This is a genomic window from Paenibacillus sp. sgz302190 (genome assembly GCF_059820445.1).
On record NZ_JBZYAO010000014.1, the window covers coordinates 133,783 to 146,432 of the forward strand.

Consider the following 12,650-nt stretch of genomic DNA (forward strand, 5'->3'; position numbering starts at 1 on the left):
TTTCAAAATTTAAGGAGGCGACTATGAAAGGGCTTTACAAAAGAACGGGCAAGGCGGTTTTATCGGCGGTATTTGCGCTGCTTGTATGCGGCTTGCTGCCCGCGTATAACAGTTACGCGTCGACGACGGCGTCATTGTCCACGACTGCGGACTATTACGTAGATAATTCCGGGCACTATCCCTCAGGCGATACGACCGTCGATTTCAAGAACTTTAACTGGATCGGCAATTTTTACGACGTCGCTTACGGGAGCGCTCAGACGGTACTGAAATTCGACCTGACTTCGATTCCGAACGGTGCAACCGTTTCAAGCGCACAGCTTAAGCTGCGTGTAACGGCTTTGGGTGAGAATACGGCTGCCCCTTTTTTGAATGTATCCGGGTCTAATAACGACAGTTGGACGGAAAACGCGACAACGATTCCTTCCAAGGATGTGAACATAGCGTCCAATATTACGTCCGGCATTACAGTAGGACAGGATCTGATCATTGATGTCAAAAGCTTTATAAACAGCCAGTTGTCCGGCGATAAAATCGCGACTTTGGTGCTGAGCGGCAGCACTTCGGGGGGGACGAGCCAATTCGCCATCGCCTCCAAGGAAACAGGAAGCAACGTGCCGACGTTAAGCGTCACCTATGACATTGCGGCGAGCAATCCGGTTGTTTCGTCAGTATCCGTTCCGGCTAACGGCGTGTACAGTACCGGGCAAAATTTGGACTTTACAGTGAATTTTGACCAAAATATTACCGTGGACACGTCGGGAGGCACGCCGTATTTGCCGCTGATAATCGGCTCCTCTCCCGTCAATGCCTCTTATGTATCCGGCTCGGGAACGCAAGCATTGATCTTTCGGTACACGCTGCAGAGTGGTCAGTTGGATAATAATGGTGTGACAGTCGGCGCTGCGCTGGCTCTAAACGGCGGCACACTTAAAGGTGCGGCCGGCAACGATGCGGGGACGGCGCTGAACAGCGTTGGCAATACGAACGCGGTGCTGGTGGACGCGGTGGCGCCGACGGTGAGCAGCGTGAATGTGCCAGCGAACGGGGCGTACAAAGCCGGAGCGAATCTGGATTTCACCGTCAACTATAGTGAAAATGTAACAGTGAATACGACAGGCGGTACGCCGTACCTGCCTGTGACGATCGGTTCGACGACGGTGCAAGCGTCGTACGTGTCAGGCTCAGGAACGAACGCGCTGTTGTTCCGGTACACGGTGCAGGCCGGAGACAACGACGCAGACGGCATTCAGCCCGGGTCTGGCGTGACACTGAACGGCGGCACGGTCAAAGACGCTGCAGGCAACGATGCGGTCGCTGCGCTGAACGGTGTCGGCAGCACGAGCGCAGTGCTGGTGGACGCGGTGGCGCCGACGGTGAGCAGCGTGAATGTGCCGGCGAACGGGACGTACAAAGCGGGAGCGAATCTGGATTTCACCGTAAACTACAGTGAAAATGTAACGGTGAATACGGCAGGCGGCACGCCGTATCTGCCCGTGACAATCGGTTCCACGACGGTGCATGCGTCGTATGTATCGGGCTCAGGAACAAGCGCGCTGTTGTTCCGGTACACGGTGCAGGCCGGAGACAACGACGCAGACGGCATTCAGGCCGGGTCTGGCGTGACACTGAACGGCGGCACGGTCAAAGACGCGGCCGGCAACGCTGCGGTGACGGCGCTGAACAGCGTCGGCAGCACGAACGCGGTGCTGGTGGACGCGGTGGCGCCGACGGTAAGCAGCGTGAATGTGCCAGCGAACGGGACGTACAAAGCGGGAGCAAATCTGGATTTCACCGTCAACTATAGTGAAAATGTAACGGTGAATACGGCAGGCGGCACGCCGTATCTGCCCGTGACAATCGGTTCCACGACGGTGCAAGCGTCGTACGTGTCAGGCTCAGGAACGAACGCGCTGTTGTTCCGATACGAGGTACTCAGCGGCGATGCGGATGCCGACGGCATAGCGGTCGGCAGTGCGATAGCCGCCAACGGCGGCACGGTCAAAGACGCTGCAGGCAACGATGCGGTTGCTGCGCTGAACGGCGTCGGCAGCACGAACGCGGTGCTGGTGGACGCGGTGGCGCCGACGGTAAGCAGCGTGAATGTGCCAGCGAACGGGACGTACAAAGCGGGAGCAAATCTGGATTTCACCGTCAACTATAGTGAAAATGTAACGGTGAATACGGCAGGCGGCACGCCGTATCTGCCCGTGACAATCGGTTCGACGACAGTGCAAGCGTCGTACGTGTCAGGCTCAGGAACGAACGCGCTGTTGTTCCGGTACGCGGTACTCAGCGGCGATGCGGATGCCGACGGCATAGCGGTCGGCAGTGCGATAGCCGCCAACGGCGGAACGGTCAAAGACGCTGCAGGCAACGATGCGGTTGCTGCGCTGAACAGCGTCGGCAGCACGAATGCGGTGCTGGTGGATGCGGTGGCGCCGACGGTAAGCAGCGTGAATGTGCCAGCGAACGGGACGTACAAAGCGGGAGCGAATCTGGATTTCACCGTTAACTACAGTGAAAATGTAACGGTGAATACGGCAGGCGGCACGCCATATCTGCCCGTGACAATCGGTTCGACGACAGTGCAAGCGTCGTACGTGTCAGGCTCTGGAACGAATGCGCTGTTGTTCCGATACACGGTGCAGGCCGGAGACAACGACGCAGACGGCATTCAGGCCGGGTCTGGCGTGACACTGAACGGCAGCACAGTCAAAGACGCTGCCGGCAACGATGCGGTTGCTGCGCTGAACAGCGTCGGCAGCACGAATGCGGTGCTGGTGGATACGATTGCGCCGACGGTGAGCTCGGTCAGCGTGCCTGCGAACGGCACATACAGTGCCGGCGCGAATCTCGATTTTACGGTGAATTACAGTGAGCCGGTTGTGCTGAATACTTCAGGAGGGACCCCCTCCATTCAACTGCAGGTGGGCTCCTCGTTGGTTGAAGCCGTATATGCCGAATCCGTGACGCCAAGTCAGCTGAAATTCCGCTATACGGTCCGCATGCAGGACCAGGACGCAGACGGGATCGGTGTCTCATCCGCTTTCCTGACATTAAACGGAGCGATAATCGCCGACAGGGCAGGCAATGCCGCCGATGCTGCGTTAAACAATATCGGAGCGCTTCACAATGTGCTTGTAAGCAATCATCTTTCCATAACGCTTAGCGATACCGGCTGGACCAATCAAAACGTAACCGCCACAGTCGCCAGCGACCCGGGCAATCAAATCGAATACAAGCTCGGAGCCGATGGAGTGTGGAGCAGCTACACCGCTCCGGTCGTCGTTTCGCAGGAAGGGCTGACTGTTTTTTTCGCCAGAGCTATCGACCCGTCCAATCATGCGAGCGAGCCTGTTTCGGCGGAAATACGAATCGACAAAACGGCGCCGACGCTTGTTTTGAACGGCGCCGCCGACGTTACGATTGTTGAAGGGGAGGCTTATACGGAGCTTGGAGCGCAAGTTCAGGATGAGCACCCGGCGTCGGCTTTAGCCACAGTGACCGGCTTCGTTGATGTCAATCACGCCGGCACTTATGTGCTGCGCTATAATGCGCTCGATCTTGCAGGCAATCCGGCTCAGGAAATTTTGCGCACCGTTCAAGTGATTTCGAAACCTGCGGGCTTGCGATTCAACCAGTCTTCTTACTCGGTAGCTGAGGGCGGAGAGATTCCGTTTCAGGTTATCATGAAGTATTCCGACAATCATGAAGTCGACGTTACGGCTCAGGCTGCTTATCAGGCCGCCGATGCGCAAATCGCCGATTTGTCCGTACCGGGCATCATCAAAGCGTTGGCTTCCGGCCAAACTGTCATCAAGGCGGTTTACAGCGGGCAAACGGCTCAGAGTGCACTGACGGTAACGCCCGTTGTCATCAGCCTGGCCTTCGAGGAGCCGACTTATCAAATCAAGGTTGGCCAAGATCGCCAGACAAAAGTTTTGGCTCAGTATTCCAACAATTCGCAAACGGATGTAACCTTGCTTGCAGGCTACGCGTTGACGGGCGACAGCGCGGTCGTGTCGGCATCAGGCAGCGTTACGGGCAAAAGCCCCGGTACCTCCGTGCTGGAGGCTACCTACGGCGGCATACATGCAAAGACTCAAATCGTTGTGCTCAATTCGTCCGGCGATTCCGGCGGGAGCAGTTCTTCGTCCGGCGGCTCGAGCGGAAGCAGCTCTCCATCCAACGTCCGGCAGGTGAAGGTTCTGGTCGAAGCTGCGGGCGGCTCGCAGACAGTCGAGCTAGTCGATATTGTACGGGAAGAGGCCGGCGGGAAGAAAGTCGATTCGCTTCTCTTGAGCGATGGTAAAATCGATCAATCCGTTTCCAGCGCGCTTCGGGCGAATCAGGATACGGTGATAGTCAAGATAGACGACCTTGCGGACGATCCTGCGGATGTCGTCAAGGTTACGCTGCCTGCGAAGGCGATCCCGATTTTATCGGACAAATCGGTCAATCTCGAGATTCGCACCGATCATGCAACCTTGTATCTTTCCAAGGATACTCTTAAGACTTTGGCAGGCAGCCAGGATTACTACTTCAACATTGTGCCTATCCGGAAGCAGGAAGAGCAGCAGGCTGTAAAAGGGAGAACAATTACCGCCGATGTGGTGCGTCAAGCTATCAAGTCGGGCGAGGTGCGCATGGTAGGCATGCCGATGACGATTGAAACGAACCTGCCGAAAGTGCCCGTTCAATTGACGTTCCCTCTTGATCCGAGCGCTATTCCCGGCGATGCGGCACAAAAAAAGCTGTTTTTGTCAACGCTCGGTGTGTATATCGAACACTCCGACGGAGAAAAGGTATTGCAGCGCGGCCAACTTGTATACGGTACCCAAGGCAGCCTTGCAGGCATTAAAATCGATGTCAACAAATTCAGTACGTTTACGATTGTATCCGCGGGCAGTGAAACTGTGCGCCACGAGGCTTATATCAACGGTTATCCGGACGGTACGTTCAGGCCCGGGCAGGCCGTGACCAGAGCGGAGATGAGCGCTATAATGTCCCGATTGACTGCGGCGGGAACAAAGTCGGACGCTGCGTCCCGGACCTTTACGGATGTAGATAAAGGGCATTGGGCGACAGATGCGATACGCCGCGGACAGGAAGCGGGTCTGTTGACCGGTTATCCGGACGGAAGCTTCAAGCCTGACGCTTCCATCACGCGCGCCGAAATGGCAGCGATTATCGTAAAATGGATGAATCTGGATCCGTCTGCGGCGAAGCCGGCTTTCCGCGACGCCGAAGAGCACTGGGCCGCGGCCCAAATCGCCGCTGTCTCCGGGCAGGGATACATGACAGGGTATGCCGGCGGCTCGTTCCGGCCAGACCAGGCGTTGACGCGGGCGGAGGCTGTCGTCATCATCAACCGCATCCTCAAGCGCGGGCCGTTGACGGGAGTTTCCGTTCCGTCCTGGTCTGATGTACAGCCGTCATTCTGGGCGTTTGCAGACATCGAGGAAGCATCCCGGACGCATGATGCCAGCCGTCAGTCCGATCAAAGCGAGACATTGATCCCCTGATCGATTTCATAAGGTAACCCGCTTTGCAGGATGAACACATCGGAAAATTAGCAAATCCGCGGTTTTACCCAAATCCGTTCCTCTCTCATAGAGAAGAGCGGATTTTTTTGTTATCGCAAATATATACATTAATTGACAAAAAGTTCTTTTGCTATCTATAGTAGAATAGTACTTTAGTTTCAGATCATTCCTGATACTGACAATTGGAGGTGCTATGCTGCTGCTAGAAACAGCTCTGCCACAGGACGACAGCTTTTTGTTCGAAGTTTATGCGGAAACGAGGCATAGCGAGATGGAAGCTTGGGGATGGCCGCCCGGAGAAAGAGAAGCTTTTTTGCGTATGCAGTTCGAGCTTCAGACAAAATCCTATGCTATGCAGTACCCGGGTGCCGTCACTCAGATCATCGTGCATGAGGGTGTGAGGATCGGGCGGATGATTGTGTCCAGGCAATCCTCTGTCGCCCTTGTCGATTTGTCCCTGCTGGCGCCTTACCGCAACCGGGGGCTGGGGAGCGCGGTGATCGCGCGTTTGCAGCAGGAGGCCGCCGCATCCGGCCGATCGGTCACGCTGCATGTGCTCGGGGATAATCCGGCCAAGCGTTTGTACGAAAGACTCGGATTCAAGGTCACCGGAGAATCATTTCCTTACGTTGCAATGGCATGGCAGCTATAAAGAGAGAGGAGCATTTTACATGAGCGATCAATATTTGGGGGAAATTCGCATGTTCTCCGGCAATTATCCCCCCGTCGGCTGGGCGCTGTGCAACGGGCAACTGCTGCCTATCAACGACAACGAAGCTTTGTATAGTTTAATTGGAACCACTTACGGGGGAGACGGGCGGGCGAACTTCGCTCTGCCGGACCTGCAGGGGAGAATCCCTGTGCACACGGGCCAGAACCCGGCAACAGGCACTTTTTACCCGCTTGGGCAAAAGACCGGTGTGGAAAAAGTAACCTTAACGCTAAACCAGCTGCCTGCTCACACGCATAATGCGAATAGCTCCAGTATTGAAGGGACGTTGGCCAGCCCGGCTAATGCATTTTGGGCCAAGAGCACCAAAAATCAATATTCCAACGCGGCTCCAGATACGACGATGAATGGCTTGGCAATCGGAATAGCTGGAGGCAATCAGTCACATGACAACATGATGCCTTTCTCTACCCTTACTTTTATCATTGCGTTACAAGGCATTTATCCTACTCAAAATTAATTTGAAAAAGGCGGGGAGGATCATTCATGGCAGAACCTTTTGTAGGGGAAATTCGGTTGTTTCCTACTAATTTTGCCCCTAGGGGATGGTTACAGTGCAACGGACAGCTGCTGCAGGTTATCCACAATCAGGCGCTGTTTGCGGTGATCGGAAATACATATGGCGGCGACGGGCGCACCACGTTTGCCGTTCCAAATTTGCAAGGACGTACTCCGGTTCACGTATCGGCGGGCACTCCGTTCGGTCAAGCCGGCGGGGAGGAAGCGCACCCTTTAACTATCAATGAAATGCCTCAGCACACACATCTGGCGACAGGAGGATCGGGTGCGCTCTCGGCAGCCCCTTCGGACAATACCTGGGGAACATCGGCCAGCGTAAAACCCTATGAGACGACGGCGAATGCCGCGATGGCTCCCAACGCGTTGGCTAATGCCGGAGGCAGTCAGGCGCACGTGAATATGCAGCCCTATACAGTGTTAAATTTCTGTATAGCTGTAGAAGGGTTATTCCCGCCTAGAAGTTAAATGTGGAGAAAGGGATGAGCATATGGATCCATACGTTGGAGAAATTCGGTTGTTTGCAGGCAATTATGCCCCGGTCGGCTGGGCGCTGTGCAACGGTCAAATCATGCAGGTTCAGGTAAACCCTGTTTTATTTTCTATAATCGGAAACGTTTACGGCGGAGACGGCAGAACGACGTTCGCTCTGCCCGATCTTAGAGGACGGGCACCCATGCACTGGGGCGGCGGCGCAGGGCTTACGCCGCGGAAGTACAACGAAAAGGGCGGAGAGGCGACGGTGACTTTGTTGTACGATCAAATGCCCGTTCATAATCATTTGGCTAATGCGCAGACAGTATCGGATCAAATGACGGCAGAAGGGGCCATTTGGGCCAATGCGGGCGCGTCCGGACGCGGCGGGTTCCAATTTTATTCCGACATATTAGATACGACGATGAACCCGCAGGCGATTACCCCTATGGGGGGCAGTCAGCCGCATAACAACATGCAGCCGTTCGCGGTCATGAACTTCATCATCGCGTTGGAGGGAGTCTACCCTCCCAAGCAATAAGACACAGGTAATGGGGATGGCCGCATTCTGCGGCTTATCCGGCGTACAGCGGCGACTTTCCAGCTACTTGTCCAACTCTTTGCGGGAGGACTGGCGGTAGCGGAGAGGCGTCGTTTTCGATATCTGCCGGAACACCCGCCCGAACTGCACCAGCGATCCGAACCCTACCTGCTCGGCGATCGTAATGACTTTGTCCTGGCTTCCGGCGAGCAGGCGCTGGGCTTCCTGGACCCGCACGAAATTGACGTATTCGATCAGCGCGAAGCCGGTAATTTCCTTGAACATCCGGCTCAAATAAGCCGGGCTGATTTCAAACCGCTCCGCCAGCTCTTCCAGCCGGATCGGCTCGGCAAAGCGGGTATTGATGTAGCGGACGATCGTCGATATTTTGCGGTGCAGCGGGCTGAGATGCTCCGGCGCCTGGACGGGATGCAGGCGGACGAACCGCGCCGTGAACAGCAGCAGCTCGATGAGGCGGTGCCGCAGGGAAAAAGCTTGGCCGAGCAGCGGCTCCTTGGCTTCCTGCACCATTTTGCCAAGAATATCCTCCACGGTGCGCCGTTCCGTAGGGTCCAGGCGCAGCACAGGGGTCCCGTAAGTAAAAGCATCGAGCAAAAAGGGAGCTTCCGTGATGGACCCGCCGAGGAACGGCTCGCTGAAGTTCATCACGACCCGCTTGTGGCCGAGCTTGTCCGAATCCGCGGTAGCGTGCAGCTCGCGCCGGTTAATCAGGACCAGGTCCCCGGGCAAAATCAAATAAGCGCGATCGCGGATAAAATACATCCGCTCGCCTTCATACAAATAATACAGCTCGAAAACCTCGTGCATATGCTGGGTTCTTTCGAACGAACCGGACCGTTGAATGTGCTGAATGTAAAAAGGCCCTTCTTCATTGCCGTAGGTAACTGTGCGGGTCATATCGTTTTCCTCCTTGGATGAGGGCTGCCCGTCGTTATTATATCATGAATGAAAGTAAAAATATGAATAGTTTTCAGGAAAAATCGGAATAGATGATGAGAAATATTGCTTAAATTGCGATATGATCGGATTATCATAATGGAGCAATCAAGGAGGATTCTAAATATGAACCAACTTATTGAAGCAGTGAAATCCGGCAGTATTTCCTCATTTGTTTCGCAAGCTGTGAAAGCGTATCCCCAATCTTTGGCGAAGTATGGCAATACGGCTTTAGTGATGGTGAAGACGGAAGCGGGCAAACGGATCGTGGCGACCGGAGACGGCGAGCTGTACGATCAGCTGGACGGAGAAGTCGCGGACGGCGGCAAAGTTTGCCCTCTCACGCATGCGAACAGGCTGACGCTGAACAAATTTTTGCCTTATACGGCGCCGCAAGCTTTCGGCACTAAGGTAGCGACGATGGGACTCGGCGACCGCCTGGGCATCGCCAGCCCCGGACACATTCAAACGCTGCGCGGAAAGGACATTCGTCCCGTACTCGCTCAGCAAAGCATCCGCGAGCTGAACTTGACGGGCCGCACTTATGAGGACGTGCTGGACGCCGCTTGCTATGCCGTATTCCAGGAAGGCTACCGGGACGGCTTCGGCGCGGACGGCGATCATCTGAAGAAGGAAGAGGACATCGAATACGCGCTGCGGCTCGGTTTTACGATGCTGACGCTGGACTGCTCGGAGAACATCGATAATACGATCGACTCCTTGACCGAAGCGGAAGTGGCGGCCAAATACGAGCAGCTTCCCGCCGATGTGCGCAGCCGCTATGAAGCGCGTTATTTGCAGCAGGCGCCGTCCGTTCAAGGAGCGAGCCTGACGTTTACGCCGCAAACGCTGAAAAAAGACGTGCTGATTTACAGCGCAGCCGTCGATTTTATGGAAGCGATTTTCCGCAAGTACATCGCAACGCTGGACCGTGAGGTCGATTTTGAAATCTCCATCGACGAAACGATGACGCCGACTTCGCCGGAGGCCCATTATTTGGTAGCCAATGAGCTGCACGAGCGCGGCGTAACGATTTTCAGCATGGCGCCGCGCTTCTGCGGGGAGTTCCAAAAAGGCATCGATTACATCGGAGATATCGCCCAGTTCGAACAGGAGCTTGCCAGCCACGTGGCGATTGCCAATCATTTTGGCTTCAAGCTGAGCATCCACTCGGGCAGCGACAAGTTCAGCGTGTTCCCGCTGATCGGGCAGTACACCAAGGGGCTGTTCCATTTGAAAACGGCAGGCACCAACTGGCTTGAAGCCGTTCGCGTCGTTGCCAAGGCGAATCCGTCCCTGTACCGCCGCATGCACCAATATGCGCTGGAGCATTTTGAAGAAGCGACCGTTTATTATCATGTGACGACGGACATCGCCGCTATCGCGCCGCTGGATCAAACGAACGACGCGGATCTGCCGGAGTATATGAACGAAAACAATGCGCGCCAACTGCTGCACATTACGTACGGCCTGCTGCTGCAGACGAAAAATGCTGACGGCACCAAGCAGTTCGCCGACGAGTTTTTCCGCACGCTCTCCGAGCAGGAGGAAGCATTTGCGGAAGGGCTGCAAAAGCACATCGGCAAGCACCTGGAGCTGCTGGGCAAATAGTTTGCGGGGGCGGCTGGGCCCCTTAAAACGCCTTAACACCACTTTTGTCGTGGTGTTGAGGCGTTTTTTGGCTTGCGCGGGAGGTGTGCTCGAAGCAACTGCCGCCCAAGCCGGTGCGGTCGCTTGTGAAGCGCGGCTGGGCCGCCCGGAAAGCCTGTGAAACCCGCAAAACCCGCAAAACCCGCAAAACCCGCAAAACCCGTAAAACCCGCAAAACCTGCGAAAGTGCAGGCATTTTCCGCGAAAGCAGTCCGTTTGGCGGAAAAGCCTGCGATTGTACAGGAATTCCGGATGCAAACGGGTCTGAGCGCATGTATGCGCTGGAAAACCTGCGCATTTGCAGGAATGTTTCGTTGGCAAGCGTCTCAACGAGCAAAAAGCTGCACTTTTGCAGGCTATTATTGAAAAACCCCAACGTTAGAGGAGATAGCTATAATCTGCCTGGCTGGCTGTACGAAAAAAAACTGCAAAAATACATGAATTTGCGTCCTTGATCGCTGTCCACGAACAATTCCTGCAAAAGTGCAGGCTTTTCAGCGGGGACATGGGCTCAGATTCACTTTCAGTGGAAATTCCTGCACTATTGCAGGCTTTTCGCCAAAATAAGCCGATTCCAGAGGAAAAACCTGCACTTTCGCAGGTTTTCTCCCTGGCAAGCTGCTTCCAGCCCAGTTGTGCGGTTTCACAACCTGAACCGGGAGATGCGCGCGCCCAGAAAAAGCGGCTGTCCTCCAAATAGCCACGCTCGTTCCCCTAGCCCTCGCAGAGTGTCGCGACTTGCTCGGACAGCCTGACTATTGCAGGCTTTCTACGCATTGCCAAGCAGATGCGCTGCCTCTAGCGTATGCTTATCCGACAGTTTATGGCGTCGGTACAATCAGGGGCGGCGTCTCCCTTGGCTTGTAGAACCGAAAGCCGATGCAGTGCCTGGGGCCGATGCAGTGCCGGCTGGGGCCGATGCAGTGCCGGCGAGGCCAATGCAGTGCCGGCTGGGGCCGATGCAGTGCCGGCGAGGCCAATGCAGTGCCGGCTGGGGCCGATGCAGTGCCGGCGGGGGCCGATGCAGTGCCGGCGAGGGCCGATGCAGTGCGGGCGAGGCCGATGCAGCGCCACCAAAGGCCGCCTCTCCGCCATTCAATAGGACAGATGCCTGTATGCGCTTGGTGACATGCCTGTCCATCTTTTGAATTGCTTGCTGAATTGGGACAAATCTTTGTAGCCGAGCTGCACGGCGATTTGTTCGATGGAAAGCGCCGGGTCCATGAGCAGAAGCTTGGCGTTGCGCAGCTTGATCATGCTCAAATATTGGCGCGGGGAAATGCCGTATGCTCTATGGAAAACGCGGTTGCAGTACGTCGGGCTGTAGCCGAGCTGCTCGGCGATTTGCTCGATCCGCAGGGCCACGACATCGCCCGCATCCGCGCCGCCGTTTTGCGCCCAGGCTTGCTCGATGCTGACCGCCAGCTGTTCGGCGAGCTCCGTCGTTCCCGCTTTGCCCGCCGCCCTCTGCTCCGTTTGCAGCAGCAGCTCGCTCAGCGCGCCGAACAAGCGAAAAGAAGCATGCAGCGTCAGCAGCTTCAGGTTGGCGGCAGAGGCGTCTTCTTCTTTGGCCGCGTCCGTCACATCGTTCAGGATGGGGCGCAGCGCAATTTCCAGCGCAGAACCCGCCGGGTACAGCCCTTCGTTCAACTGGTTCAGCTGGGCCCGGAACCAGGGATCGTCCACTTCAAAATGAAGGCATACGTACTCCATCGTATTTCCGTCCGCAGCACCCAGGCTGGCATGTTTCCGGTTCGGTAAAATCCAAAGCAAATCCCCCTTGGCCTGCCTATAGTCCTTACCCTCCACGCGCATATGCTGAGAACCTTCCAACACGATATTAATTTCGTAAAGGGCATGCTTATGCTCCGGGAAAGACCACTGTGCGCTCACTTTGCGGCGGTGGGCGGCAAACAGGCGAAACGACATGTGCAAATCAGGCAGCGTAGTGCCGCTTACGCTATGTTCAAGCCCGGCGGGGAGATGTTCCATGCGCAATGATGCTCGCTCCTTTTACGCGGATATTATTTCCTTATTATAGCATGAGCGTCGAAGCGGACGCCTCACCCGGGGCAACGTGCGCCCTCCCGGGGCGTCGACCGACCGCCGGCATGCAGCGCAACACCGCGCGCAGGGAGCTGCGCACGCAGAGTGTGTCTCACCCGGTGCGAGTTTGTGGCGCCGCAAGGCTGGCCCCCGATACGGACGCCCCGGGTGAGGCGTTTTTTGCACA

Annotated in this window: 9 protein-coding genes; 6 read left to right on the top strand and 3 right to left on the bottom strand. The window is 56.0% G+C overall.

Annotation, left to right across the window (positions count from 1 at the left end):
• The first annotated feature begins 23 nt into the window (after positions 1–23).
• From AC6RNO_RS17400 to AC6RNO_RS17420, 5 genes are all read left to right on the top strand, one after another.
• Positions 24–5,528, top strand: coding sequence for an S-layer homology domain-containing protein (locus tag AC6RNO_RS17400; RefSeq protein WP_497106181.1), 5,505 nt, complete (start codon positions 24–26; stop codon positions 5,526–5,528).
• A 214-nt stretch (positions 5,529–5,742) separates the two neighbouring features.
• Positions 5,743–6,201, top strand: coding sequence for a GNAT family N-acetyltransferase (locus tag AC6RNO_RS17405; protein WP_497106182.1), 459 nt, complete (start codon positions 5,743–5,745; stop codon positions 6,199–6,201).
• 19 nt (positions 6,202–6,220) lie between these two features.
• Entirely contained in the window at positions 6,221–6,739 is a 519-nt protein-coding gene (locus tag AC6RNO_RS17410; RefSeq protein ID WP_497106183.1) for a tail fiber protein, read from the top strand.
• Positions 6,740–6,765: 26 nt separating this feature from the next.
• Positions 6,766–7,263 carry a phage tail protein gene (locus AC6RNO_RS17415; RefSeq protein WP_474686911.1) on the top strand — a complete coding sequence of 166 codons (498 nt, stop codon included), beginning with the start codon at positions 6,766–6,768 and terminating at the stop codon, positions 7,261–7,263.
• A 22-nt stretch (positions 7,264–7,285) separates the two neighbouring features.
• Positions 7,286–7,810, top strand: coding sequence for a tail fiber protein (locus tag AC6RNO_RS17420; protein ID WP_497106184.1), 525 nt, complete (start codon positions 7,286–7,288; stop codon positions 7,808–7,810).
• A 63-nt stretch (positions 7,811–7,873) separates the two neighbouring features.
• Here the strand turns inward: AC6RNO_RS17420 and AC6RNO_RS17425 are convergent, their stop codons facing one another.
• Positions 7,874–8,728 carry an AraC family transcriptional regulator gene (locus tag AC6RNO_RS17425; protein ID WP_474686915.1) on the bottom strand — a complete coding sequence of 285 codons (855 nt, stop codon included), beginning with the start codon at positions 8,726–8,728 and terminating at the stop codon, positions 7,874–7,876.
• A gap of 165 nt (positions 8,729–8,893) precedes the next feature.
• Here AC6RNO_RS17425 and AC6RNO_RS17430 point away from each other — a divergent pair, with 165 nt between their 5' ends.
• Positions 8,894–10,378, top strand: a complete 1,485-nt coding sequence (locus AC6RNO_RS17430) for a tagaturonate epimerase family protein (protein ID WP_497106185.1) — start codon at positions 8,894–8,896, stop codon at positions 10,376–10,378.
• 417 nt (positions 10,379–10,795) lie between these two features.
• Here AC6RNO_RS17430 and AC6RNO_RS17435 read toward each other — a convergent pair whose 3' ends face one another.
• Both AC6RNO_RS17435 and AC6RNO_RS17440 read right to left on the bottom strand, forming a co-directional pair.
• Complete coding sequence (locus AC6RNO_RS17435) at positions 10,796–11,113, bottom strand: hypothetical protein (RefSeq protein ID WP_497106186.1); 318 nt, start codon at positions 11,111–11,113, stop codon at positions 10,796–10,798.
• A gap of 399 nt (positions 11,114–11,512) precedes the next feature.
• On the bottom strand, positions 11,513–12,409 hold the full coding sequence (locus AC6RNO_RS17440) for a helix-turn-helix domain-containing protein (RefSeq protein ID WP_497106215.1): 897 nt from the start codon (positions 12,407–12,409) through the stop codon (positions 11,513–11,515).
• Between the last annotated feature and the right edge of the window lie 241 nt (positions 12,410–12,650).

Bases quoted from the DNA above. Each gene is read 5' to 3' on its own strand.
- AC6RNO_RS17430 (WP_497106185.1), top strand. From the start codon at position 8,894: ATGAACCAACTTATTGAAGCAGTGAAATCCGGCAGTATTTCCTCATTT.
- AC6RNO_RS17420 (WP_497106184.1), top strand. From the start codon at position 7,286: ATGGATCCATACGTTGGAGAAATTCGGTTGTTTGCAGGCAATTATGCC.
- AC6RNO_RS17415 (WP_474686911.1), top strand. From the start codon at position 6,766: ATGGCAGAACCTTTTGTAGGGGAAATTCGGTTGTTTCCTACTAATTTT.
- AC6RNO_RS17440 (WP_497106215.1), bottom strand. From the start codon at position 12,409: ATGGAACATCTCCCCGCCGGGCTTGAACATAGCGTAAGCGGCACTACG.
- AC6RNO_RS17405 (WP_497106182.1), top strand. From the start codon at position 5,743: ATGCTGCTGCTAGAAACAGCTCTGCCACAGGACGACAGCTTTTTGTTC.
- AC6RNO_RS17425 (WP_474686915.1), bottom strand. From the start codon at position 8,728: ATGACCCGCACAGTTACCTACGGCAATGAAGAAGGGCCTTTTTACATT.
- AC6RNO_RS17410 (WP_497106183.1), top strand. From the start codon at position 6,221: ATGAGCGATCAATATTTGGGGGAAATTCGCATGTTCTCCGGCAATTAT.
- AC6RNO_RS17400 (WP_497106181.1), top strand. From the start codon at position 24: ATGAAAGGGCTTTACAAAAGAACGGGCAAGGCGGTTTTATCGGCGGTA.